General features: G+C 64.6%; 23 protein-coding genes. 13 read left to right on the forward strand and 10 right to left on the reverse strand.

Annotated elements, in window-relative coordinates; all coding sequences use genetic code 11:
• The 4 genes from NDY25_RS20850 to NDY25_RS20865 all read right to left on the reverse strand — a co-directional run bounded on the left by NDY25_RS20850 (position 1) and on the right by NDY25_RS20865 (position 4,873).
• On the reverse strand, positions 1 to 567 hold the full coding sequence (locus tag NDY25_RS20850) for a 1,2-dihydroxy-3-keto-5-methylthiopentene dioxygenase (protein WP_168959713.1): 567 nt from the start codon (positions 565 to 567) through the stop codon (positions 1 to 3).
• A 40-nt stretch (positions 568 to 607) separates the two neighbouring features.
• Entirely contained in the window at positions 608 to 1,261 is a 654-nt protein-coding gene (locus NDY25_RS20855; RefSeq protein ID WP_023903823.1) for a methylthioribulose 1-phosphate dehydratase, read from the reverse strand.
• Between the two features lie 567 nt (positions 1,262 to 1,828).
• Positions 1,829 to 3,259 (reverse strand): amino acid permease, encoded by a 1,431-nt coding sequence (locus NDY25_RS20860; RefSeq protein WP_104549461.1) that lies wholly within the window; start codon positions 3,257 to 3,259, stop codon positions 1,829 to 1,831.
• 141 nt (positions 3,260 to 3,400) lie between these two features.
• Positions 3,401 to 4,873, reverse strand: a complete 1,473-nt coding sequence (locus NDY25_RS20865; RefSeq protein ID WP_043909600.1) for an amino acid permease — start codon at positions 4,871 to 4,873, stop codon at positions 3,401 to 3,403.
• 142 nt (positions 4,874 to 5,015) lie between these two features.
• Between NDY25_RS20865 and NDY25_RS20870 the strand changes: the two genes are divergently transcribed.
• The gene (locus NDY25_RS20870) at positions 5,016 to 5,603 is read left to right on the forward strand and encodes an NUDIX hydrolase (protein WP_168959712.1); all 588 of its coding nucleotides are present in this window, start codon (positions 5,016 to 5,018) and stop codon (positions 5,601 to 5,603) included.
• 419 nt (positions 5,604 to 6,022) lie between these two features.
• Here the strand turns inward: NDY25_RS20870 and serA are convergent, their stop codons facing one another.
• Positions 6,023 to 7,264, reverse strand: coding sequence for a phosphoglycerate dehydrogenase (serA, locus tag NDY25_RS20875; RefSeq protein WP_168959711.1), 1,242 nt, complete (start codon positions 7,262 to 7,264; stop codon positions 6,023 to 6,025).
• Positions 7,265 to 7,473: 209 nt separating this feature from the next.
• Here serA and NDY25_RS20880 point away from each other — a divergent pair, with 209 nt between their 5' ends.
• The 3 genes from NDY25_RS20880 to NDY25_RS20890 are packed head-to-tail and all read left to right on the forward strand — an operon-like array spanning position 7,474 to position 11,076.
• Positions 7,474 to 8,892 (forward strand): FAD-binding oxidoreductase, encoded by a 1,419-nt coding sequence (locus NDY25_RS20880; RefSeq protein ID WP_168959710.1) that lies wholly within the window; start codon positions 7,474 to 7,476, stop codon positions 8,890 to 8,892.
• A 34-nt stretch (positions 8,893 to 8,926) separates the two neighbouring features.
• Entirely contained in the window at positions 8,927 to 9,220 is a 294-nt protein-coding gene (locus NDY25_RS20885) for a DUF2388 domain-containing protein (RefSeq protein WP_006451514.1), read from the forward strand.
• Positions 9,217 to 11,076, forward strand: a complete 1,860-nt coding sequence (locus NDY25_RS20890) for a DUF7844 domain-containing protein (protein ID WP_168959709.1) — start codon at positions 9,217 to 9,219, stop codon at positions 11,074 to 11,076. The genes NDY25_RS20885 and NDY25_RS20890 overlap by 4 nt, the downstream gene beginning before the upstream one ends.
• 177 nt (positions 11,077 to 11,253) lie before the next feature.
• Here the strand turns inward: NDY25_RS20890 and NDY25_RS20895 are convergent, their stop codons facing one another.
• From NDY25_RS20895 to NDY25_RS20915, 5 genes are all read right to left on the reverse strand, one after another.
• Positions 11,254 to 11,646 (reverse strand): hypothetical protein, encoded by a 393-nt coding sequence (locus NDY25_RS20895; RefSeq protein ID WP_168959708.1) that lies wholly within the window; start codon positions 11,644 to 11,646, stop codon positions 11,254 to 11,256.
• Positions 11,646 to 12,212 carry an elongation factor P-like protein YeiP gene (gene yeiP, locus NDY25_RS20900; protein WP_055823478.1) on the reverse strand — a complete coding sequence of 189 codons (567 nt, stop codon included), beginning with the start codon at positions 12,210 to 12,212 and terminating at the stop codon, positions 11,646 to 11,648. Before yeiP ends, NDY25_RS20895 begins: the two co-directional genes overlap by 1 nt.
• Before the next feature lie 100 nt (positions 12,213 to 12,312).
• On the reverse strand, positions 12,313 to 13,083 hold the full coding sequence (locus NDY25_RS20905) for an SDR family oxidoreductase (RefSeq protein WP_168959707.1): 771 nt from the start codon (positions 13,081 to 13,083) through the stop codon (positions 12,313 to 12,315).
• A gap of 150 nt (positions 13,084 to 13,233) precedes the next feature.
• Positions 13,234 to 14,130 (reverse strand): hydroxymethylglutaryl-CoA lyase, encoded by an 897-nt coding sequence (locus NDY25_RS20910; protein ID WP_168959706.1) that lies wholly within the window; start codon positions 14,128 to 14,130, stop codon positions 13,234 to 13,236.
• Entirely contained in the window at positions 14,127 to 14,924 is a 798-nt protein-coding gene (locus tag NDY25_RS20915) for an enoyl-CoA hydratase-related protein (protein WP_168959730.1), read from the reverse strand. Before NDY25_RS20915 ends, NDY25_RS20910 begins: the two co-directional genes overlap by 4 nt.
• Before the next feature lie 116 nt (positions 14,925 to 15,040).
• On the opposite strand from NDY25_RS20915, the gene NDY25_RS20920 reads away from it, so the two are divergent.
• The 9 genes from NDY25_RS20920 (at position 15,041) to greA (ending at position 25,208) form a co-directional block, all read left to right on the forward strand.
• Positions 15,041 to 15,289, forward strand: coding sequence for a FeoA family protein (locus tag NDY25_RS20920; protein ID WP_128417256.1), 249 nt, complete (start codon positions 15,041 to 15,043; stop codon positions 15,287 to 15,289).
• Entirely contained in the window at positions 15,286 to 17,145 is a 1,860-nt protein-coding gene (gene feoB, locus NDY25_RS20925) for a ferrous iron transporter B (RefSeq protein WP_168959705.1), read from the forward strand. The genes NDY25_RS20920 and feoB overlap by 4 nt, the downstream gene beginning before the upstream one ends.
• Before the next feature lies 1 nt (position 17,146).
• Positions 17,147 to 17,401, forward strand: coding sequence for a DUF6587 family protein (locus NDY25_RS20930; protein ID WP_168959704.1), 255 nt, complete (start codon positions 17,147 to 17,149; stop codon positions 17,399 to 17,401).
• Between the two features lie 52 nt (positions 17,402 to 17,453).
• Positions 17,454 to 18,656: an aminotransferase-like domain-containing protein gene (locus tag NDY25_RS20935; RefSeq protein ID WP_168959703.1), complete on the forward strand. Its 1,203-nt coding sequence runs from the start codon at positions 17,454 to 17,456 to the stop codon at positions 18,654 to 18,656.
• Between the two features lie 144 nt (positions 18,657 to 18,800).
• A complete protein-coding gene (dapB, locus tag NDY25_RS20940; RefSeq protein WP_168959702.1) occupies positions 18,801 to 19,517 on the forward strand; it encodes a 4-hydroxy-tetrahydrodipicolinate reductase in 717 nt (238 codons plus the stop codon).
• Between the two features lie 239 nt (positions 19,518 to 19,756).
• Positions 19,757 to 20,884 carry a glutamine-hydrolyzing carbamoyl-phosphate synthase small subunit gene (gene carA / locus NDY25_RS20945; protein ID WP_168959701.1) on the forward strand — a complete coding sequence of 376 codons (1,128 nt, stop codon included), beginning with the start codon at positions 19,757 to 19,759 and terminating at the stop codon, positions 20,882 to 20,884.
• Positions 20,884 to 21,435 (forward strand): hypothetical protein, encoded by a 552-nt coding sequence (locus tag NDY25_RS20950; RefSeq protein ID WP_168959700.1) that lies wholly within the window; start codon positions 20,884 to 20,886, stop codon positions 21,433 to 21,435. The genes carA and NDY25_RS20950 overlap by 1 nt, the downstream gene beginning before the upstream one ends.
• A gap of 57 nt (positions 21,436 to 21,492) precedes the next feature.
• A complete protein-coding gene (carB, locus tag NDY25_RS20955; RefSeq protein WP_168959699.1) occupies positions 21,493 to 24,735 on the forward strand; it encodes a carbamoyl-phosphate synthase large subunit in 3,243 nt (1,080 codons plus the stop codon).
• 8 nt (positions 24,736 to 24,743) lie between these two features.
• A complete protein-coding gene (gene greA, locus NDY25_RS20960; RefSeq protein WP_172453391.1) occupies positions 24,744 to 25,208 on the forward strand; it encodes a transcription elongation factor GreA in 465 nt (154 codons plus the stop codon).
• The last annotated feature ends 31 nt before the right edge of the window (positions 25,209 to 25,239 follow it).

The raw sequence follows: 25,239 nt of genomic DNA on the forward strand, positions 1-25,239 counted from the left end.
TCAGCTGGCCTTGTGAGGTTTCTCGGGGGCATAGCGGGGGAATTGTTGGGCGATTTCGGTACCGGTGAAGTGGCCGACCCAGCCATCGGGCTCGGTGAAGAAGCGGATCGCCACGAAGTGCGGCTCCGGCCCCATGTCGAACCAGTGCAGGGTGCTGTCGGGCACCGCGATCAGGTCGTCCTTGACGCATTCGATCTCGTAGACCTTGTCGTCCACGTGCAGCGTGAACTGGCCCGAGCCGGCGACGAAGAATCGCACCTCGTCTTCCTTGTGGAAGTGCTCATCCAGAAATTTGGCGCGCATTTCTTCGCGCTTGGGATTGTCCGGCGCGATGCTGACCACATCCACGGTCTTCAAGCCGCGCTCGGCGCTCAGCCGCTCGATATCCTCGCGATAGGCGGCCATGACCTGTTCGGGTGTGGCGCCCGGTTCGATCGGCTGCGTGGCCTGCCAGCGCTCGAAGGTCACGCCGATCTTGCTCAGCTCGGCGGCGATCTGCTCGCCGTGGCGGCTATCGAACTGCGCCAGGTTGGGGTCGGAATCGTTGAAGATGCGAAGTCGGCTCATGGCGATCTGGCTCACAAGGGGTAAGGGAGGTGGCGAGGACTCAGCGCGTGCCGCGCAGTTTCAGCAGCTCGAGTTCGCAATGCAGCAGGAACTCGAACGCCTCCAGATGACGGCGCGCCTCGGCCATGTTGCGGCCCCAGGCATACAGGCCGTGTCCTTCGATGAGATACCCCCACAGGTTCTGTTTGTCCAGCAAGGCTTCGACCTGCGCGGCCAGCACCTGCATGTCCTGGGTATTGGCGAACACTGGCACGTCCACCGCAGTTTCATGGGTGGTGTTGCCTTCAAAGGCTTTCAACAGCTCATAGCCCTCCAGCCGGATCACGCCGCTGCCGGCGTACAGCCGCGAGGCGATGGTCTGCACCGGCGAATGCGTGTGCAGCACGCAGCCGATCTCCGGAAACCGGCGGTACAGCTGGGTGTGCAGCAGGGTTTCGGCAGAGGGGCGCAACGGCCGGCCGACGGCCAGGCCATCGAAGTCCACCACCATGATGTCTTCTTCGACCAGGCGGCCCTTGTCGCGGCCGGACACTGTGATCGCAGCGTGCTGTTCGTCCAGGCGGTGGGAGAAATTGCTGCTGGTGGCCGGCGTCCAGCCGGCCTGGGCCAGCTCGCGGATGTTGCCGATCAACAACTGCGCCAGCTCGTGCAGACGCGCGGCGCTATAGGGCAGGGGGGCAGTGGTCGCATTCATGGAACTATTCTACTGCGCCACTCGATTACGGCCAGGTGCAGCGCAGCAGGGTGTGTTCCTGCCACGCCCTGAGCGAGAGCGGCTGGCAAAACGTAGAGCGCGCGCCTAGCAGTAAGCGCAGCGGTTTTGTTAGCTTTCTCTTGTTGGATTCAGTCAGAAGCTCAGGGCAAAAGCCTTGGTGAGCCGAGGGCGCGGTGCCCTCACCGCTCGCGGGACACGCCGTGAATCCGTCCGTGGAGGCTCGGTGGCGGCATCCATGCCGCCACACGGTCCCGCAATCGGTGAGGACACCGCACCAGAGAGTTCCTAGGTCGCTTCGTTGAAAGCCATGAACACCGACCATCTCGACTGGTCCTTGCCTGCCCACCGTCGCGGGACCTTACGCGGCATGGATGCCGCGTAAGAGCTTACAAGGACGTACTTGCAGCGTGTCCCGCGACGGTGGGCGGGCAAGGGCCCCGCAGCCAAGCCTCAGATCATCCGCCCTGCAGCGAAGGCCTCTGGGTCATCTTCTGCCATAGACGGCGCGCAGCCGTTTTGTCAGCCGCTCTCAGCCCACGTAAGTAATCAGCGACCGTCCCGCAGACGGCTGTGGCGATAGCCGTAGCCGAAATAGACCACCAGCCCGACCAGCGTCCACACCCCCATCAGCATCCAGTTGTGCAGCGTCATCGCCGACAGCAGGGCCAGACAGCTCAACACGCCGGCGCTGCAGATCAGCCAGGCCACCGGCATGCGGAACGGGCGCGGCAGTTCGGGGTGGGTGCGACGCAGGATCAACACGCCGGCGCACACCGCCGCAAAGGCGATCAGCGTGCCCATCGAGGTCAACTCACCCAGCACATCCAGCGGGAACACCGCCGCCAGCAAGGCAATGCCGACACCGGTGATCACGGTATTGACGTGCGGGGTGCGGTACTTGGGATGGATGCGGGTGAAGATCGATGGCAGCAGCCCATCGCGCGCAATGATCATGAAGATGCGCGGCTGCCCGATGATCATCACCAGCACCACCGACGACAGCCCGATCAACGCACCCACTTCCACGATCACGCGCAGCCAGGCCAGCTGCGGATGCGCCGCCACGGCAGTCACCACCGGCTCGTCGGTGCCAAGCAGGGTGTAGGGCACCAGCCCGGTCATCACCGCCGCCATCGCGATGTAGAGCACGGTGCAGATGACCAGCGACAGGATCATGCCGATCGGCAGATCGCGTTGCGGGCGGTGCGATTCCTGCGCCGCCACCGACACCGCCTCGAAGCCGATATAGGCGAAGAACACCATCGCCGCACCGCGCAGCACACCTTCCATGCCGTACTTGCCCGGGCCTTCATTGGCTGGGATGAACGGGTGCCAGTTGGCGGTGTCCACGTATTTCCAGCCCACCCCGATCACCAGCAGGATCAGCCCGGTCTTGAGGATCACCATGGCCATGTTCATCGCCGACGACTTGCGGATGCCCACGTAGCACAGCCAGGTCAGCAGCAGCACGATACCGGCCGCGGGCAGGTTGGCGATCGCACCGGTGCGCTGCAGTTTGCCGTCCAGCGGTGCGCTGACCAGGGCGGCCGGCAGATGAATCCCGAAGTGTTCCAGCAGGCTGAGGAAATAGCCGGTCCAGCTGACCGCCACGGCTGAGGCGGAGACGCCGTATTCCAGCACCAGCATCCAGCCGATGAACCAGGCCGCCAGCTCGCCGAAGGTGGCGTAAGTATAGGTATAGGCGCTGCCGGAGACCGGCACCATCGCGGCAAACTCGGCGTAGGCCATCGCGCAGAACGCGCAGCACACCGCTGCCAGCACGAACGACAGCATGATCGCCGGGCCGGCATGGTCGGCGGCTGCCTGGCCGGTGATGACGAAGATGCCGCCGCCGATCACTGCGCCGATGCCCAGTGCAGTCAATCCCCACGGCCCGAGCGCGCGTTGCAGGCCCAGCCCGTCGGCCGCCTCATGGCTGGCGTGCGGGTGTTTGGTGGCCCAGAGTTGCTTGAACATGCAGCGGTTCCTGTTGAATCCCTGCACATGGAGGTGCGGGCGTGTGCGAGATATGCGGGCTCTTGCGAGGGACTCGCGTGATTGAATCCCCGCACACGGATGTGCGGGCTCTTGCGAGGGACTCGCAGTAGTGACTCGCAGTTACACCTTACGGGCAAGACGGCTATGGCGGATGCCGTAACCGAAATAGATAAACAGACCGATCACGGTCCAGCCCACGAACACTTTCCAGTGCTCCTGGAAGGCCTGGAAGAACAGGAACAGGCAGGCCAGCGCGCCCAGCGGGCAGATCACCATCGCCAACGGCACCCGGAACGGGCGCTCCAGCTCGGGCTTGGTGAAGCGCAAGACCATCACGCCGGCGCACACGGTGGCGAAGGCGAGCAGGGTGCCCATCGACACCAGTTCGCCCAACACGCTGAGCGGGATCAACCCGGCCAGTAGCGCCGCGACCACGCCGACGAAGATCGTGCCGACATAGGGCGTGTGGAACTTCGGATGCACCTTGCCGAACAGTTTGGGCATCAACCCGTCCTTGGCCATGGTGTAGAAGATGCGCGGCTGCGCCATCAGCATCACCAGCACCACCGAGGACAGGCCGGCGATCGCACCGATTTCCACGGCGGTCTTGAGCCAGGTCAGCTGCGGGTGCGCTTCCAGTGCGGTGGCCACCGGCTTGGCGGTGCCGAGCTGGGTGTAGGGCAGCAAGCCGGTCAACACGGCGCAGACAATGATGTAGATGACGGTGCAGACCGCCAGCGACACCAGGATGCCGATCGGCATGTTCTTCTGCGGATCCTTGGTCTCGCCGGCGGAGGTAGAGACCGCGTCGAAACCGATGTAAGAGAAGAACACGATGGACGCCGCACGGAATACCCCGTCCCAGCCGAACTTGCCCGGCCCGGTGTTTTCCGGGATGAAGGGGTGCCAGTTGGCCGGGTCGATATACGAAATGCCGAAGCCGACGAACAGGCAGATCACCACCACCTTGATCGCCACCACGATTGCATTGGCGAACGCCGACTGGGTGACGCCGACGTAGCACAGCATGCTCACTGCAGCCACGATCAGCACGGCCGGCAGGTTGATGAGGTTGCCGGAGCTGACGAAGTTATGGCCGTCCCAGGCCAATGGCGCACCGGCCAGTTCCGCCGGGAACGGTAATCCGAGCGTGCCGGTCAAAAAGCTGATCAGGTAGGCGGACCAACCGACGGCGACGCTGGAGCCAGCGAACAGGTATTCCAGCACCAGGCACCAGCCGATGAACCAGGCGATGCCCTCGCCGAGCGTGGCGTATGAATACGAATAGGCGCTGCCGGACACCGGCATCATCGCGGCAAACTCTGCGTAGCACAGGCCGGCGAACGCGCAGGCGATGCCGGCAAACACGAACGACAGCATCACCGCCGGTCCTGCGTGGTTGGCAGCGGCCTGGCCGGTCAGCACGAAGATGCCGGCGCCGATCACCGCGCCGATGCCGAGCATGATCAGGTGCTTGGCGGTGAGGGTGCGTTGCAGCGTGGCCTCGCCTTGCAGGCTGCCTTCGACCGGTTCGCCCGCATCGACACGTCCGGCGGGTTCGATCGGTTTGACCCTCAACAAAGACTTCAGCATTCGGTACATCCCTAAGTGGCAAAGCTAAGGCGCAGGCGCCCGGACGAAGGTGGTGCGCCGCATCCCGGTGGGACAGGCAAGCGGCCTACCTTGCCAAAGCTACACGCTCACGACAAGCACGTACGCAGCATGAACGACGATAATGGCCGCCTGGCCCGCAACGGGCGACCGAGAACGACAGATGGTGGATGCGACGCTGCAACAGCAATTGGCTGCCTACCGCGCACGCTGGCCGGACGAAGCCGAGTTGGCCGAGCAGTTCGCGCGACTGCTGGACGATGCCAGTAATCCATTCGTGCGCGAGCGTGTCGAAGGTCATTTCACCGGTTCTGCGTGGGTGGTCAGCGCCGATGGCACGCGCACGTTGCTGACCCATCACCGCAAGCTGCAGCGGTGGCTGCAGCTGGGCGGACACGCCGACGGCGACCGCGATCTGGCGCAGGTCGCCTTGCGCGAGGCGCAGGAGGAATCCGGATTGAGCGGGCTGCGCCTGGCCGAGACGGCAATCTTCGACCTGGACCGGCACTGGATTCCAGCAAGGGGCGAGGTAGCCGGACATTGGCACTACGATGCGCGCTATGTGGTAGTGGCCGGCGCGAACGAGGCGTTCGAAGTCAGCGAAGAGTCGCTGGCATTGGCGTGGCGGCCGATCGCAGAGCTGCTTGCCGAGCCGGAGCTGGATCCGTCGATGCGGCGCATGGCGGAGAAGTGGGTTGCGCGTGCGAGTTAAGCGGCTTGCTGGGAGCGCCCGCGCCGCAAGCGCGGGCTTGTTACTTAACTGGCTTCGGTGAGCTGCAGCAGCGCGGCCGGGGATCGGCTGCTCGGCTCGGTCAGACATCCTGTCTGACTCGCCGCCGCGGCACATCCATGTGCCGCTTTCCGCCAATCCCCAGCCACGCTGCTGCCTCGGCAGATCATTTCAATGACCTAAAGAGGTCTCGAAGAAACTCATTGACGCCTTGCTTTAAGCCCCTCTCCTGCGGGAGAGGGGTTGGGGTGAGGGTACGGCGAAGCCGTTGCCTGTCAGGTCGATGATTCACCCCTTGCTGGCGCGTAGCGACGCGTTCGCCATGGCCGACCTCTGAAGGCGCTCGCGGCGCCCCTCATCCGGCTCTGCACGCCCTTCTCCCGATGGGAGAAGGGACCAACTCAATACAAAATCCGCGTCCGCAACGTCCCTTCGATCAATGCCAATCCTTCTTTCAACGCAGTGGCCTGCGCCTCGCTGGCGCTGACATCGATCACCACGTAGCCCACCTTGGCGTCGGTGCGCAGGAACTGGCCGTCGATGTTGACGTTATGGCGCGAGAACAGTTCGTTGATCTTGGACAGCACACCCGGCACGTTGCGGTGGATGTGCAGCAAGCGCAGGCTGTCGGGGTGCTCGGGCAGGGTGACTTCAGGGAAATTCACCGCCGACAAGGTGCTGCCGTTGTCGCTGTAGCGCACCAGTTTGGCGGCCACTTCGACACCGATATTGTCCTGCGCTTCCAGCGTGCTGCCGCCCACGTGCGGGGTCAGGATCACGTTGTCGTGCGCAATCAACGGGGATTCGAACGCATCGCCGTTGCCCTTGGGCTCGATCGGGAACACGTCCACCGCCGCGCCGCCGATCTGGCCGGAGGTCAGCGCCTCATCCAGCGCGTCGATGTCGATAACGGTGCCGCGCGAGGCGTTGATCAGATGCGCGCCATGCTTCATGCGGGCAATTTCTGCAGCGCCGATCATGTCCTTGGTGGACGGTGTTTCGGGCACGTGCAAGGTCACCACGTCCGAGCGCGCCAGCAGGTCGTTCAGATCGATCGCCGCACGCGCGTTACCCAGCGACAGTTTAGTTTCGATGTCGTGGAAGATCACCTGCATGCCCAAGGATTCGGCCAGCACGCCGACCTGGGTGCCGATGTGCCCGTAACCGACGATGCCCAGCACCTTGCCGCGCGTTTCGTGGCTGCCGGCGGCCGACTTGGACCAGCCGCCGCGATGGCATTCGGCGTTCTTCTGCGGAATGCCGCGCAACAGCAGGATTGCCTCGGCGATGACCAGTTCGGCCACGCTGCGGGTATTGGAGTAGGGCGCGTTGAAGACCGGGATGCCGGCGAGCTCGGCCGCGTCCAGGTCGACCTGGTTGGTGCCGATGCAGAAGCAGCCAATGGCGATCAAACGCTTGGCATGCGCCAGCACCTCGGCACTCAGTTGCGTGCGCGAGCGGATGCCGACGATGTGCGCCTCGGCGATGCGCGCCTTGAGTTCGTCTTCCGGCAACGACTTGGCATGCAGTTCGATCTGCGAATAACCGGCGGCGCGCAGCACATCCACGGCGGTCTGGCTGATGCCTTCCAGCAACAGGACGCGGATGTCCTGCTTGGGAAACGAGGTTCTCTTCGGCGACATGAGGGGGGCGTACTGCAGCAATCGGGTCGGCAACTATGCCAGATGGGGTGCCGGATTTGGCGGCCGCAACGCAGTGTTTGCGCAGGCAAAGTCCTTGCGGTGCAACGGTTTCAGCTGAATCCAACGCCGCGTTGACGCCACGCCGTGCAGCTGGACGAGGCTGGCGCACACTGGCAGGCTGTGCGGCTCCTACCGCAGCGCCGCGTGCCATGACCGATCCCCGCATCCTTTCGTTGCAACAGGCCGTGCCCGCGTTGCGTTTGAAGACTGAGCCAGCCGACCTGGAGCATTACGGCCGCGACTGGACGCGGCGCTGGACGCCCAACCCGCTTGCGATCGCCTTGCCCGGTTCAGTGGACGAAGTGCAGGCCGTGGTGCGCTGGGCAAATGCGCAAGGTGTGGCGGTGGTGCCGTCGGGCGGGCGCACCGGGTTGTCCGGCGGCGCGGTGGCGGCCAACGGCGAACTGGTGCTGAGCCTGGAGCGCTTGAACAAGCCGCTGGAGTTCAACGCGGTGGACCGCACGCTCACCGTGCAGGCCGGCATGCCGCTGGAAGCGGTGCACAACGCCGCACGCGAACATGGCTTGGTCTATCCAGTGGATTTCGCTGCGCGCGGTTCGTGTTCGATCGGCGGCAATATCGCCACCAATGCCGGCGGCATCCGGGTGATTCGCTACGGCAATACGCGAGAATGGGTGGCCGGCTTGAAGGTGGTCACCGGTGCCGGCGAAGTGCTCGAGCTCAACAATGCGCTGGTGAAAAATTCCAGCGGCTACGACTTCCGCCATCTGATGATCGGCTCCGAAGGCACGCTCGGCATTGTGGTCGAAGCGACGCTGCGGCTGACCGACCCGCCGCCGCCGAGCAACGTGATGCTGCTGGCGCTGCCGTCCTTCGATGTATTGATGCAGGTGTTTGCCGCGTTCCGCGCGCAGTTGCGTCTGGAAGCGTTCGAATTCTTCACCGACCGCGCGCTGGAACACGTGCTGGCGCATGGCGCACAGGCGCCATTTGCGGAAGTCCACCCCTATTACGTGGTCACCGAATTCGCTGCCGGCGACGAGGCGCAGGAAGCCGCCGCGATGGCCGCGTTCGAAACCTGCATGGAGCAGGGCTGGGTCAGCGACGGCGTGATCAGCCAGAGCGATGCGCAGGCTGCGCAGCTGTGGCGCTTGCGCGAAGGCATTACCGAAGCATTGGCGCGCTACACGCCCTATAAAAACGACGTCTCGGTGCGTATCTCGGCAATGCCGGCGTTTATGGCCGAAACGCAGGCGTTGTTGCATGACGCGTATCCGCATTTCGATGTGGTGTGGTTCGGCCATATCGGCGACGGCAATCTGCACATCAATGTGCTCAAGCCGGATGACATGACGCAGGCCGATTTCGTTGCTGCCTGCGACCACGTCACCAAGCTGCTGGCGCAGGCCTTGCAGCGTTTTGGCGGCAGCATTTCTGCCGAACACGGGATTGGGTTGGTCAAGAAGGCGTACCTGTGGAGCACGCGCTCTGCGGCGGAAATCGCCTTGATGCGCGGCATCAAACATGTGCTCGATCCTCATCTTTTGCTGAATCCCGGCAAGCTGTTCGAGCTGGACGAGCTGCCCGGCACCACGCGCGCCGGTTAGTCTCTCACCACCTTCACATGGAATCGATACGCCGATGATGCGCTCTCTCGTGTTTTGCGCTTTGACGCTGCTGCCGCTGGCAGCTTTCGCAACCAGCCTGGCTGGTACCTCGGCGGGTGCATCGTCGGCCGGTTCGTCCGACAGCAGCAGTTCGGGCGACGACAAAGTGGTTGCCGATGCACGCGAAGACGCGGCCGGCTTCGTCGCCAGCGATGGCGCCATCCGTGGCGCGCGTCTTGAAGCGGCGCTGCTGCAGCTGCGTAGCCGCAACGATGCGGCGCGGCTGTCCAGCGACCTGCAACTGGCTCAGTCCATCCTGGCCCAGTGAGTTTTCGCCGCTGGTGCGGGTGGCTGTGGTTGGCCGCCGTGATCGCACCGGCGGCGCAGGCCGAGTTGCATGTTGAAGTTGTTCCGTTGGACCTCAAACCGGCGCAGATCACAGCAACGCATGTCTTAGTTGAACAGGTGGCGCAGCGTCTGCCGTCAGGGTGGACGCAGCGCATCACTGCACCGATCCAGCTGCAATGGCGCACGGATCTACCGGCGCACGTGCATGGTCGTGCGATCGGTCAGCGCGTTCTGCTCGATCGCGCATTGCTGCAGGCGTGGAGCGCGCAATCGGCGACGGCGCAGGCGGATATCGGCGCACCGGCCACGCGCGCGGCAATGGCCGCCGTGGTGCACGAGCTGGCGCATGTGCTCGATCGTGGCCCGCAAGGCGGGTTGTCGCGCGATCCGCGTCTGCGCGATCTGGCTGGCTGGCAGGTGCGCCCATGGCGGCTCGGGCGTGGCGAAAATCAATTTAGCGATCGCAGCCCGGACGAGTACGAACGGCGCAGTCCTGCCGAATTTGTTGCGGTGAATCTCGAACATTACGTGCTGGATGCCGACTATCACTGCCGGCGCCCGGCGTTGTCTGCCTGGTTCGGTGAGCAGCTTGGCGCGCCACGCGCGGTGGCCGCATGCGACACGACGTTGCCGTACCTGCAGGCCGATAGCGATGCCGGTGCGATGTCGCTGCTGAAACTGAATCCGTCGCGCGTGTATGCGGTGGATTATCTGCTTGCTGAAGGCAACGAGCAGCCGATGAGCCGCTGGGGTCACAGCATGCTACGCCTGGTGATCTGTGCGCCAGGCCGCGCACCTGGCCCGGATTGCCGCATGGATCTGCAATATCACCGTGTGCTGTCGTTCCGCGCGTTTGTCGGCGATGTGCAGATTTCCAGCTGGCGCGGGCTGACTGGTTCGTATCCGTCGCGGCTGTTCGTACTGCCGTTGAATCAGGTGGTCGACGAATACACCAAGGTCGAACTGCGCGCTTTGTCGTCGGTGCCGCTGAAGCTCACGCCCGAGGAAATCGCCGCGCTGCTCGCGCGCGTGGCGCAGGTGCATTGGAGCTACGACGGGCGCTATTACTTCATCGGCAACAACTGTGCGGTGGAGACCTTCAAGCTGCTGCACGACGGCGTGCCACGCCTGGCCGCAGCCAGGTTGTCGTCGATCACCCCGCGCGGTGTGCGGCATCGCCTGCAACGCGCCGGCATCGCCGACATGCAGGTGCTGGACGACCGTGCGCAAGCGATTCGCCAAGGCTATTACTTCGAATCGGCGGCCGCGCATTATCAGAGCATGTTCGAGGTGATCCGCCGCGGCATGCCGGTGCCGCAGACGAGCGTGGAGCAATGGCTGGATGCGCGACCGGATGCACGTGCGCAATGGGTGGACCAAGGCGGTTTGCGCGAGACGGCAGCAGCCTTGCTGCTCGAACAAGCTGCATTGCGGCGACAGGAATTGCTGGCGCGCGATGCGCTCAAGCGCCTGCTGCAACCGGGTGCTGCCGGGCGTGATGCCGTGCAAGGCCAGCTACAGGCGTTGTTCGCACGGCAGGCACAACTCAGTCACCCGGCCACGCTGCTGGGAACGTCCGGTTACGGAGTGCCGCAGGCAGACGAGCAACAACAATTGACTGCACGTGTGGCGCAAGAGAGTGGCGTGTTGATCGACGGTTGGAAGCAGCTACAAGCGCTGGGTCGGCAGCAATTGCCGGCCGACGTGCGCATTGGATTGGAGCAGGGCGAGGCGAATGTGGAGCGCTTGCGCGCGCGACTGCGCGTGCTTGCGCGCGGCGACGCGGCCGCCGACAAGGTGCAGTCGGATATGGGCATGCCGCTGGAAGCGCAATAGCGCCCCGGACTCCCGGGTTAGCTGAGCAGTACAAGCCCCTCTCCCATCGGGAGAGGGGTTGGGGTGAGGGTACGGGGCGAAGCTCTCGTGTGGGTCCAGCTGCACGAGGCTCCCGCACCCTCATCTGCCCCTGCGGGGCACCTTCTCCCGATGGGAGAAGGGCTGCACCGGCATACCTCAGCCAGCTGGTTTCAGATCCGCTTGCACCGAATACTTGCGCAGCCATTCGATGACATGCGCATCGCTGCGGTACTGCCTTAGTAGCTTGGCCAGCCGCGCCGGTGCCGGTGTGCAGAACTGCGCAATCGCCACTTCGATCTCGTGTCGACGGTCGGCATCGTAGGGCTCTTCGCCAGCGAAGTGCTCGCAGGTGTCGTAGTCCTCCACCAGCGTGCGCACATCCTCCGGCATGCTGCATAAGCTCGGAGGATGTTGCAGCCATTCGTCGTCCACCTTGGCATCGGTGCAGGCCACCGGCGCGGGCTTGGATGCAGATGCCGGCGCCGGGGCAGGTTCCGCCGTGCAGGCGGTCAACAACCCCAGCATCAAGGCAACGACCAGCGTGCGCATCAGTCGGCGCGGCCTGCAAATTCGCCGGTGGTGGTGTTGACCAGCACGCGCTCGCCGTTGGTGATGTACTCGGGCACCATGATTTCCAGGCCGGTGTCGAGCTTGGCCGGCTTGGGGCGCTTGGTGGCGGTGCCGCCCTTGAGCTCGGGTGGGGTTTCGATCACTTCCAGCGTCACCGTTTGCGGCAACTGCACGGCCACCGGCTGGTCGTCGATCACCTGCACGTAGATGCCGGTCAGCCCGTCGGTGATGTAGCCGGCATCGGTGCCGATCACATCCGCGTCCAGCGTGTACGGGGTGAAGTCCTCGTCGTCCATGAACACGAACGCCTCGCCGTCCTTGTACGAAAACGTGGACAGACGACGCAGCAGCTCCACTTCCGGCAGGTTGTCATCGGCATCGAAGCTGGCATCGGTTTTCACTCCACCTGGCACGCTATACATGATGAAGCGGAAGCGCACATTGCCGCCGCGGCCCTGCGGCGAGCTGCGTTCGATGTCGCGGATCTGGTAAATGCCGCCGTTGTATTCGACGACGTTGCCTTTCTTGATGTCGTTAGCTTTCATGGGAATCGGGAGTTGGGAATGGGGAATCGGAAACGCCGAGTGCGGGGTGCTGAGAGTAGGGCGCCGTTACGATTCCCCATTCTCGATTCCCCATTCCCGGCTACTTGGGCGCCAGCCGCACGCCGCCGTCCAGGCGAATCACTTCACCGTTGAGATAGCGATTGCGCAGGATGAAGGCGACGGTATCGGCGTATTCGTCGGGTTGGCCCAGGCGTGAGGGGAACGGGATCGACGCGGCCAGCGATTGCTGCACGGCCTCGGGCATGCCGTCCACCATCGGGGTCCAGAACACGCCCGGGGCAATCGTCATCACGCGGATGCCGAAGCGTGCCAGTTCGCGTGCCATCGGCAAGGTCATGCCGACCACGCCGCCCTTGCTGGCGGCATACGCAGCCTGGCCGATCTGACCTTCGTAAGCGGCGACCGACGCGGTATTGACGATCACACCGCGCTCGCCGTCATCGCCGGCGGCGTTGTGCTGCATCACATCGGCCGCCGCCTTGGCGACATTGAAGCTGCCGACCAGGTTGACCAGCACGGTGGTGCGGAAGGTCGCCAGCGGCATCGGTGCTTCCTTGCCCAGCACGCGGCCCGACCCCAGAATGCCGGCGCAGTTGACCGCAAGGTTGAGCCCGCCCAGCGCTTGGGTGGCTTGCGCCACATTCGCGGCAACCTGCGCCTCGTCGGTGACGTCGGTGGCGAAGTAATGCGCGTTGCCTGCGCCGAGCAGTGCGAGCGCGGCATCGGCCTTGTCGGCATTGACGTCGAACAAGGCGACCTTGCCGCCGTCGGCAACGATGCGCTGCGCCACGGCCAGGCCCAGGCCGGACACGCCGCCGCTGACGATGGCAAGAACGGAAGATGGCTGCATGCGGTGGTTCCCCGGGAAACATTGGATGCCGATGGAGGCTGGCGGCGATCGGTGGGCGAAGCGGTCGGCAATTCTAGCCGAAGCGTCCAGGCGATCGCCTTGGCGGCAGGGTATGTGAGTTGGCCGTGGGCGAGCTGTTGCGTCAACGCCTCAGCCAGCCGCCGCCAACGCCTTGCCGACCTTGCTGCCGGTCTCGCGGCCGAGCAGTTGCGCCAGCCAGCGGCCGGTGCGGGCGAGGGCAGCCAGATCGATGCCGGTTTGCATGCCTGATCCGTGCAGCAGATAGACCACATCTTCGCTGGCCACGTTGCCGCTGGCGCCCTTGGCATACGGGCAACCGCCTGCGCCGGACACCGCCGCATCGACCACGCGCACGCCTTGCTCCAGGCAGGCGGCGATATTGGCCAGCGCCTGGCCATAGGTGTCGTGAAAGTGCACCGCCAATGCCTGCATCGGCACGGCTTGGGCCACTGCGGCCAGCATCTGGCGCGCCTTGACCGGCGTCCCGACGCCGATGGTGTCGCCCAGCGAAATTTCATAGCAGCCCAGCGCGTACAGCCGTTGCGCGACATCTACCACGTCGGCCACCGGCACGGCGCCCTGATACGGGCACCCCAGCACGGTGGAGACGTAACCGCGCACGCGCACACCGTCGAGCGCGGCCTGTTCCAGCACCGGGCGAAAGCGCTCGATCGATTCGTCGATGCCGGCATTGGTGTTGGTGCGATTGAAGGCTTCGGAGGCCGCAGTGAATACCGCCACTTCCTGCGCGCCGGCCGCGCGTGCCCGCACATAGCCCTGCAGGTTCGGCACCAGCACCGGATAGGCAATCCCCGGCGCCTGGGTGATGCCGGCGAACACCTCGGCCGCATCGGCCAGTTGCGGCACCCAGCGCGGGCTGACGAAGCTGGTCGCTTCGATGGTGCGTAGCCCGGTGGCCGAAAGCCGATCGATCAAGGCGATCTTGTCGGCGGTCGCGATCGGCTGCGCTTCGTTCTGCAAGCCATCGCGCGGGCCGACTTCGACAATGCGCACGAACGCGCTCATGCCATGTCCTCCGGCACCCAGGCTGGCGCGCGCTTGTCGAGAAAGGCGCTCAAGCCTTCCTGCCCCTCGGGCGAGACGCGCAGGCGCGCGATCCACGCGGCATTGGCCGCATCGATGGCATTGCGGTCGGCAGGCGGCAACACCGAACGCACCAGGGATTTGGCGCTGGCCGCCGCCAGTGGTGCGGCCGCCAGCAGCAAGCGGACCTGTCGCTCCACCGCGATGTCCAATTGATCGGCGGCAACCAGTTGATGCAACAGGCCCAGCAACTGCGCCGTGCTGGCGTCGAAAATTTCGGCAGTGGCGAACCAGCGCCGCGCCTGGCGCGCGCCGATCGCTGCAATCACATACGGCGAAATCACCGCCGGTAGCAGGCCGAGCTTGCTCTCGGTCAAGCCGAAGCGCGCCTCGGTGCAGCCGATCGCGATATCGCAGCACGCCACCAGGCCTACGCCGCCGCCGAACGCGGCGCCATTGACGCGTGCGATGGTCGGCTTGGGCAATTCGTCGAGCGTGCGCATCAAACGTGCGAGCGCCAGTGCATCGGCAGCATTCTCGGCCTCGCTGGCGCTGGCCATGCCGCGCATCCAGTTCAGGTCCGCGCCGGCTGAGAAGGCGCCGCCTGCACCGGTGATCACGACCACCCGGATCTGCGCCGCCTGGCCGGCTTGCTGCAACGCCTCGGTGAGCGCGTTGATCAAGGTTGGGTCGAAGGCGTTGTGCACCGCCGGGCGGTTCAGACGCAGCGTGCGGACCGCTCCCTGGTCCTCCACGATCAAGCCGGTGTCCTGCATTGCATCGACGTCCATGAATGGGATGCGAACCATGATAGCGGCACAGCTGGCCCCAGCCATGACGCGGTGCGTCGATGCTAGAATTGAGAACCATTCCTAACAATCAGGCCGTCTTTGTGACGTTGTCCGACATGCCTTTGCATCGCGCTGCCATTGTGGATTCGGTAGAGGATCGTCAGCCCAACGACACGATCGCCCGGCGCCTGCGCGAACTGGGCTTTGTCGCCGGCGAAGAAGTGACGGTGCTGGCAACCGGGCCGGTTGGACGCGAACCGTTGCTGGTGCAGGTCGGTTACACGCGGTTCGCCCTGCGGCGCAGTGAGGCTGCGCGCGTGCAGGTGCGCATCGAAGGAGCACAGGCATGAATGCGGTAAGCGTTCCGCTGCGCCTGGCTTTGGTCGGCAACCCCAACAGTGGCAAGACCGCGCTGTTCAACCAGCTGACCGGCAGCCGGCAGAAGGTGGCCAATTACACCGGCGTCACCGTCGAGCGTAAGGAAGGACATTTCCGTGCGCCGTCCGGACGCGACTTCGCGGTACTGGATCTGCCCGGCGCCTACAGCCTGCAACCGGCCAGCCTGGACGAAGCGATCACCCGCGATCTGTGCCGTGGTTTCTATCCGGGCGAGCCGGCGCCAGACGTGTTGGTGTGCGTGATGGACGCGACCAACCTGCGCCTGCATCTGCGTTTTGCGCTGGAGCTGCGCGAGTTGGGGCGGCCGATGATCGTGGCCTTGAACATGGTCGATGCCGCGCAGCGCCGCGGCATCGTCATCGACCTGCCGGCGCTGGAACAGGCGCTCGGTGTGCCGGTGGTGGAAACGGTGGCGGTACGCCGCGGCGGTGCCAAGGCGCTGGTGGAGCGCATCGATGCGCAGGCCGCGCACCTGGTCGCACCGACCGCGACGCCGCCGGCCGGCGGTAACTATCACGCGCAGGTGCGGCAGATCCTGAGCGCATCGGTGACCATGCCCACCCGCACCTCGCGCGTGGACGACGCACTGGACTGCTGGTTACTGCATCCGATCTGGGGTCTGGTGACGCTGGCGGTGGTGATGTTCCTGATCTTTCAGGCGGTATACGCCTGGGCCACCCCAGTGATGGACCTGATCGATGTCGGCACCGCGATGCTGGGCGAGTGGGTGGGCACCACGCTGCCGGAGGGCCCGCTCAACAGCCTGCTCAAGGACGGCATCGTCACCGGCCTGGGCGGGGTGATCAAGTTCCTGCCGCAGATCCTGATCCTGTTCGCCTTCATCCTGGCGTTGGAAGAATCCGGCTATCTGCCGCGCGCGGCGTTTTTGCTGGATCGCATGATGGCCGCGGCCGGCTTGTCCGGGCGCTCGTTCATTCCCTTGCTGTCGAGTTTTGCGTGTGCGGTGCCGGGCATCATGTCCACGCGCAGCATCCAGGACCCGCGCGACCGGCTCGCCACCATCATGGTCGCGCCGTTGATGACCTGTTCGGCGCGCTTGCCGGTCTACGCGTTGCTGATCGGCGCCTTCATCCCGCAAAAAACCGTGTGGGGCATTTTCAATCAGCAGGGGCTGATCCTGTTCGCGCTGTATGCCGCGGCCATCGTCAGCGCGCTGCTGGTGTCGTGGACGATGAAGAAGTGGCGCCGCGACAAGAGCGAGCATCCATTGATGCTGGAGTTGCCGTCCTATCGCGTTCCGCAGCTGCGCGATCTGGCGCTGGGCTTGTGGGAACGTGCAGTGATCTTTCTCAAGCGCGTCGGCGGCATCATCCTGGCGCTGACCGTGCTGCTGTGGTTTCTGCTGTCGTTTCCGGCAGCGCCGGCCAATGCGACCTTGCCAGCAATCGACTACAGCTTTGCCGGCCGCATCGGGCATGCAATGTCGACCTTCTTCGCGCCGCTGGGCTTCAACTGGCAGATCTGTATCGCGCTTATTCCGGGCCTGGCCGCGCGCGAAGTGGCGGTGGCATCGCTGGCCACGGTCTACGCACTGTCGGCCGCAGATGACGATGCTGCCGCGCAAGCCTTGTCGCCGCTGATCAGCGATGGCTGGTCGCTGGCCACCGCACTGTCGCTGCTGGTCTGGTACATCTACGCGCCGATGTGCATCTCCACGCTGGCGACCATCAAGCGCGAAACCAACTCGTGGAAGCAGATGACCATCAGCGCGGTGTACCTGTTCGCGCTGGCGTATCTGGCCTCGCTGGTGACTTACCAAGTAGCCGTGCTGCTCGGAGCAGGCTGAGATGGATCTCTCGCTCACGCTGCAATACGTGGTCATCGCATTCGCGGTGCTGCTGAGCCTGTGGGTGGTGATGAAGAAGCAGTTCCCCAGCGTCTTGCGGCGCATGCGTGGCGCGCTGGCGATCGGTCTGCTGCGCGATGGGCGACCTGCATGGATGCAATCGCTGGGCCGTCGCGTGGCACCGCCGGCGACGCAGGGCGCCGCAGCCTGCGGTGGTTGCGACAGCTGCGGGCCCACGCCGCCACGTAGTCACTGAACGCGCTGCACTGCACAGCGCCTCGGCCACAGGCCTTCGCTATGCTTGACCGATGACGACCTCCTTCCAGATCTCCCGACGTGCGCAGGCGCTAACCAGTTCGGCGATTCGCGAAATCCTCAAGATCACCGAGCGGCCGGAGGTGATTTCCTTCGCCGGTGGCTTGCCGTCGCCGGCCACCTTTCCGGTGGAGCGCATGCGTGCGGCCAGCGATCAGGTGCTGCGCGATGCGCCGCAGGCCGCGCTGCAATACGGCCCTACCGAAGGTTATGCGCCGCTGCGCGAATGGGTCGCCGCACGCCTGAGTCGTGACGGCGCCAGCATCCGCCCCAGCCAGGTGCTGATCACCACTGGCTCGCAGCAGGGCCTGGATTTGCTCGGCAAGGTCTTTATCGACGAAGGCAGCAAGGTGCTGGTGGAAACCCCGAGCTATCTGGGTGCGTTGCAGGCATTTTCGTTGTTTCAGCCGGCGTTCGTCGGCATGCCGTCGGACGAGGACGGCGTGGTGGTGGATGCGCTGGATCCGGCGATGCTGGCCGATGCGCGTTTTCTGTATTGCCTGCCGAATTTCCAGAATCCTACCGGGCGCCGCTTGCCTTTGGCACGGCGTCAGGCCTTGGTCGCACGCGCAGCTGAAGCGGGCGTGCCGATCGTTGAAGACGATCCATACGGCGAGCTGTACTACAGCGGCCAGCCGTTGCCGAGCCTGCTCTCGCTCAACCCGGAGGGCGTGATCTATATGGGCTCGTTCTCCAAGGTGCTCGCGCCCGGGCTGCGACTGGGCTATGTGGTCGCACCGGAGGCGGTGCTGGGCAAGCTGATTCAGGCCAAGCAGGCGGCCGATCTGCACACGCCTTCTTTCACCCAGCGCCTGGTCTACCAGACGCTGCAGGACGATTTTCTCGAGACGCACATCCCGCAAATTCGCGCACTGTACGCGCGCCAGTGCAGCCTGATGCTGGAAGCGCTGGATCGCCATTTCCCGTCACAGGTGCAGTGGAACCGCCCAGAAGGCGGCATGTTCCTGTGGGTGACCCTGCCTCCCGGACTGGATGGCACCGCATTGCTGGCGCGTGCGATCGCGCGCAATGTCGCTTTCGTGCCTGGTGCGCCGTTCTACGCCACGTTGCCGCAGACCAATACCTTGCGGCTGTCGTTCGTGACGGTGCCGGGCGAGAAGATCGATGCCGGTATCCAGATCCTGGGCGAGGTGTTGCGCGAAGCACTGGCCGAATTGCCAAGGCAGGGTGCATAACGAAGGCCGGCACGTCACTGCAAAGCGCACCGATTGCGCCAACGCCCGCACTGCTCGGCGCTTTTGCGATTTTCGAACCCCCAATCCCGAACCCCCAATCCCGGCTATCCTGTACAACCCACATCGCCTAGCTAGCCTGCCGCCATGACAACGTCTCCTGTGAAAGTTCTGATCCATGGCGCCTCCGGGCGGATGGGCAAGGCATTGCTGCGACTGGCCGCCGAAGACGAGGGCTTGCACGTCGTCGGTGCGGTGGTGGGGCGTTCGCCGTCGCAACGCGTGGTGGACGGCGTACCGTACTTTGCCGCCAGCGAACTCGGCGGTGCGCCGGCCTTCGATGTGGCAATCGACTTCAGCCTGCCGCCAGGCTTCGCGCCGATCCTGGCCTTGTGTGCGCAACGCGGCAAACCACTGGTGTCCGGCACCACCGGGCTGGACGATGCGCAGCGTGCTGCGTTGCTCGATGCCGCAGGCAAGATCCCGTTGGTGTGGGCGTCCAACTTCAGTCTGGGTGTCGCGGTGCTCACCGAGCTGGTTGAGCGTGCCGCCGGCAGTCTGCCGGGTTGGGATTGCGATATCGTCGAGGCGCATCACGTGCACAAGCAGGACGCGCCATCCGGCACCGCACTGACGCTGGGCGAAGCGGCCACCGGTAGTGGCGCGCAGCCGCGCTTCGCCAGCCTGCGTGCCGGCGATATCGTCGGCGAGCACACGGTGCAGTTCACCGGGCTGGGCGAGCGGGTGGAACTGATTCACCGCGCCAGCAACCGCGACATCTTCGCGCGTGGTGCGCTGCATGCGGCCAAGTGCCTGATCGGCAAGCCGGCCGGCAGCTATCGGGTGCGCGACCTGGTGCTGTAACCCGGCACGCAACCGCGCATGAATGGCGAGCTGCTCCAGCAGCGCATTCACTTCGCTGTTGCGATGTCACTGCAGCATCGGGTGCTCTTCAGGCTGGCATGCCGGGGCACTTGCCTTTACAATTCTCGCTTGCCCGAACCAGCGTCGGACCGGTCCTCAGCACCGCGTCCGCGCTTTGCTGCAACCGGAATTTGGCCGGAAGCGCATCGGAGTCCCAGGCAGCCAGAGCGAGACCCCACGTGACCCAACCCGCAATCCTTGTCCTCGAAGACGGCACCGTGTTCGAGGGCGAATCCGTAGGCGCCAACGGGCTTTCCGTCGGCGAAGTGGTGTTCAACACCGCCATGACCGGTTATCAGGAAGTCCTGACCGATCCCTCCTATGCCCGCCAGATGGTCACGCTGACCTATCCGCATATCGGCAACACCGGTTTCACCGATCAGGACGACGAGGCCACAAAGATCTGGGCCGCCGGCCTGATCGTGCGCGATGTGCCGCGTCGTCCCAGCAGCTGGCGTAGCGAAGTGGCTTTGCCGGAATGGCTGCAGGCCCGCGGTGTGGTGGCCATTTCCGGCATCGACACGCGCAAGCTGACCCGCCTGCTGCGGCAGAAGGGCGCCCAGAACGGCGCGCTGATGGCCGGCGAGATCGACGTGGAAAAGGCGCTGGAAGCGGCGCGCAGTTTCCCCGGTCTGAAGGGCATGGACCTGGCCAAGGTGGTTTCCACCGAGACCCGCTACAACTGGCAGGAGGGCTCGCTGGATCTGAACTCCGACACCTTCGCGCGGGCCGAGCTGAAATACAAAGTTGTCGCGTACGACTACGGCGTCAAGCTCAACATCCTGCGCATGCTGGCCGATCGTGGTTGTGACGTCACCGTGGTGCCGGCACGCACGCCGGTGGCCGAGGTGCTGGCGATGAATCCGGACGGCGTGTTCCTGTCCAACGGCCCGGGCGATCCGGAGCCGTGCGATTACGCCATCAGCGCGATCCAGGAATTGATTGCCAAGAAGGTGCCAACCTTCGGCATCTGCCTGGGCCATCAGCTGCTGGCGCTGGCCGCCGGTGCCAGCACGGTCAAGATGGCCACCGGCCACCATGGCGCCAACCATCCGGTGCAGGATCTGGATGGCGGGCGAGTGATGATCACCTCGCAGAACCATGGTTTCGCGGTTGACGAAAGCACGTTGCCGGCCAATGTGCGGGTGACCCATCGGTCGCTGTTCGATGGCACTAACCAGGGCATCGCGCTGACCGATGCACCGGCGTTCTCGTTCCAGGGTCACCCGGAAGCTTCGCCGGGCCCGCGCGATGTGGGGCCGTTGTTCGATCGGTTTACTGCGTTGATGGCCGAGGCAAAGTCTTGATGCGGGTGTGCCTGCTGCTGGCGCTGTCCTGCACGGTGGGCGCAGTGCATGCCGCGCCGGCCAGCGATGGCGCGGTCAAGACCCTGCTGACCCGGTTGGGTATGGGCGGGCTTGGAACCGACATGGCCGAATTGACGGTCAAGAGCACGCCATCCTTGAGCGCTCTGGATGATGCGCAGCGCGTCTGCGCGCGCAAGCCGATCCAGGACATGATCGACCAAGGCTTTCGCAGCTCGATGATCACCGGTCTCGGCGACGACGGCGAGCAGGTGGTTGCAGATTGGGCGCGGTTTCTGGATACCTCCGCAGGCAAGTCGCTGGCGAGCGCGTTTGCCGGTTCCAACGCGCAGACGATCGCCGACAGGGCCGGTGCAGGCCTGGACCAGAAGGCACGTGCCGAGCTGGACACGTTCCTGCGCAGCCCCTCCGGCGCCCGTCTGATGGCCGCGCTGGATGCCGCCTCGCCGATGCCCGACGACCACGAAGCACGCATGGCGAAAGACCTGAAGGCGCAGTGCGGAATCGTGCTGACCGCCGATGACGTTTCCTGATCGACAGCGTCCGATCACTCCCCATATTTGTCACGCTGTCCAGACTTAGAGAAGACAATGCCAAAGCGCACCGACCTAAAAACCATCCTGATCATCGGCGCCGGCCCGATCGTCATCGGCCAGGCCTGCGAGTTCGATTACTCCGGCGCGCAGGCGTGCAAGGCGCTGCGCGACGAGGGCTACCGCGTGGTGCTGGTCAACAGCAATCCGGCCACGATCATGACCGACCCGGACATGGCCGATGCGGTGTACATCGAGCCGATCAACTGGCAGACGGTCGAGAAGATCATCGCCAAGGAAAAGCCCGACGCCCTGCTGCCGACCATGGGCGGGCAGACCGCGCTGAACTGCGCGCTGGATCTGGCCGACCACGGCGTGCTGGAGAAGTACAACGTCGAGCTGATCGGCGCCAAGCGCGAAGCCATCCGCATGGCCGAAGACCGCGAGCTGTTCCGCGTGGCGATGGGCGAGATCGGCCTGGATTGCCCCCGGGCCGAAGTGGCGCACACGCTGGAAGAAGCGCTTGATATCCAGACCCGCGTTGGCTACCCGACCATCATCCGCCCCAGCTTCACCCTGGGCGGCAGCGGCGGCGGCATCGCCTACAACCGCGAAGAGCTGATCGACATCGTCGGCCGTGGTCTGGAGCTGTCGCCGACCACCGAAGTGCTGGTGGAAGAATCGGTGCTGGGCTGGAAGGAATTCGAGATGGAAGTTGTGCGCGATACCGCGGACAACTGCATCATCGTCTGCGCGATCGAAAACCTCGATCCGATGGGCGTGCACACCGGCGACTCGATCACCGTCGCTCCTGCGCAGACCCTCACCGACAAGGAATATCAGCGCCTGCGCGATGCCTCGATCGCGGTGCTGCGCAAGATCGGTGTGGATACCGGCGGCTCCAACGTGCAGTTCGGCATCAGCCCGACCAACGGCCGGGTGGTGGTGATCGAAATGAATCCGCGTGTGTCGCGTTCGTCGGCGCTGGCCTCCAAGGCCACCGGCTTCCCGATCGCCAAGGTTGCCGCCAAGCTGGCGGTGGGCTACACGTTGGACGAGTTGAAGAACGAGATCACCGGCGGTTTGACCCCGGCCTCGTTCGAGCCGTCGATCGACTACGTGGTCACCAAAATTCCGCGCTTTGCCTTCGAGAAATTCCCGCAGGCTGATGCGCGTTTGACCACGCAGATGAAGTCGGTGGGCGAGGTGATGGCGATGGGCCGCACCTTCCAGGAATCGCTGCAGAAAGCGCTGCGTGGCCTGGAAACCGGCAAGATCGGGCTGGACCCGACCGGCCTGGATCTGAGCAGCGAAGACGACATCGCCGCGCTCAAGCGCGAGCTCAAGGCGCCGGGCCCGGAGCGTTTGTTCTATGTGGCCGATGCGTTCCGCGCCGGCATGAGCGTGGCCGATATCTACGCGCTGTCGTTTATCGATCCGTGGTTCCTGGATCAGATCGAAGAACTGATCAGCCACGAACAGCAGCTCGCCGACGACGGTATGGCCTCGCTGGATGCCGCGCGTCTGCGCACGCTCAAGCGCGCCGGTTTCTCCGATGCGCGTCTGGCCGAGTTGACCGGCACCAATGAAGAATCGGTGCGCACGCTGCGTCGCGCGCTCAAGGTGCGCCCGGTCTACAAACGCGTGGATTCGTGCGCGGCCGAATTCGCCACCAGCACCGCCTATCTGTATTCGACCTACGAGGACGAATGCGAAGCGCTGCCGACCGATCGCGACAAGATCATGATCCTGGGCGGTGGCCCCAACCGCATCGGCCAGGGCATCGAGTTCGACTACTGCTGCGTGCATGCGGCGCTGGCGCTGCGCGATGACGGTTACGAGACCATCATGGTCAACTGCAACCCGGAAACCGTCTCTACCGATTACGACACCTCCGACCGACTGTACTTCGAGCCGTTGACGCTGGAAGACGTGCTGGAAATCGTCGAGCTGGAAAAACCCAAGGGCGTGATCGTGCAGTACGGCGGCCAGACGCCGCTGAAGCTGGCGCGTGCGCTGGAAGCCAATGGCGTGCCGGTGATTGGCACCTCGCCCGATTCGATCGATCTGGCCGAAGACCGCGAGCGTTTCCAGCAGTTGGTCGACAAGCTGGGCCTGAAGCAGCCGCCGAACCGCATCGCGCGCAACTCCGAAGAGGCCTTGGTGCTGGCGCGTGAAATCGGCTATCCGCTGGTGGTGCGCCCGAGCTATGTGCTCGGCGGTCGCGCGATGGAGATTGTTTACGGCGAATCCGATCTGGCGCGCTACGTGCGCGATGCGGTCAAGGTCTCCAACGATTCGCCGGTGCTGCTGGACCGCTTCCTCGATAACGCGGTGGAGGTGGACGTGGACATCATTGCCGACAAGGACGGCAACGTGCTGATCGGCGGCTTGATGGAGCACATCGAAGAAGCCGGCGTGCATTCGGGCGATTCGTCGTGCTCGCTGCCGCCGTATTCGCTCTCACCCAAGACCCAGGCCGAGCTGCGCCGTCAGGTCGTCATGCTGGCCGAAGGCTTGAACGTGGTCGGGCTGATGAACACGCAGTTCGCGGTGCAGGTCGATGAGGCCGGCGACGATGTGGTGTTTTTGCTGGAAGTGAACCCGCGTGCCTCGCGCACCGTGCCGTTCGTGTCCAAGGCCACCGGCATGCAGCTGGCCAAGATCGCCGCACGCTGCATGGCCGGCAAGACGCTGGCCGAGCAGGGCGCCACCAAGGAAATCGTGCCGGACTACTACTCGGTCAAAGAAGCGATCTTCCCGTTCGCCAAGTTCCAGGGCGTGGACCCGATCCTCGGGCCGGAGATGCGCTCCACCGGTGAGGTGATGGGCGTGGGCCGCAGCTTCAGCGCCGCGTTCGCGCGCGCGCAGGAAGCCGGCGGCATTAAGGCGCCGCCGGTGGGCAAAGCGTTCGTGTCGGTGCGCGACCCGGACAAGAAGCGCGTGCTGCCGGTGGCGCAGGCGCTGGTGGAGCGTGGCTATACGTTGGTCGCCACACGTGGCACCGGCGCCTGGCTGCAGGAAAACGGGTTGAGCTGCGAAATTGTCAACAAGGTCGCCGAAGGGCGTCCGCATATCGTCGATTCGATCAAGAACGGCGAGATCGTGTACATCGTCAACACCACCGAAGGTCGCGCCGCCATCTCCGATTCGTTCTCGATCCGGCGTGAAGCGCTGCAGCATCGCGTGACCTATTCGACCACTGTCGCCGGCGCCAAGGCGCTGGTGCATTCGCTGGAATTCCGCGGCACCGGCCCTGTGTGGTCGCTGCAGGAACTGCACAAGGAGCTGCAAGCATGAGAGCACCCATGACCGCGAAGGGCGCCCAGCGTCTGCGCGAAGAACTCGATCAGCTGAAGTCGGTCAAGCGCCCGGCGGTGATCAGCGCGATCGCCGAAGCGCGTGCGCACGGCGATCTGAAGGAAAACGCCGAGTACCACGCCGCGCGCGAGCAGCAGAGCTTTATCGAAGGCCGCATCAAGCAGCTGGAAGGCGAGCTCTCGCATGCCGAGATCATCGACATCACCAAGTTGTCGGCCGGCAACAAGATCGTGTTCGGCGCCACCGTGACGCTGGCCGACACCGAGACCGACGAAGAGAAGCGCTACCAGATCGTTGGCGATCTGGAAGCGGACATCAAGCTGGGCATGATCGCGATCTCCTCGCCATTGGCACGTGCGTTGATCGGCAAGCTGGAGGGCGATTCAGTCACCATCGACGCGCCGGCCGGCCAGCGCGAGTACGAAGTCGTCAGCGTTGCCTATCTAGATTGATTGCCTGGACTGATCGACTGCCATTGATCGA

Origin of the sequence: Xanthomonas hortorum pv. pelargonii, assembly GCF_024499015.1 — a bacterium.
In the GTDB taxonomy this organism is placed as follows: domain Bacteria; phylum Pseudomonadota; class Gammaproteobacteria; order Xanthomonadales; family Xanthomonadaceae; genus Xanthomonas; species Xanthomonas hortorum_B.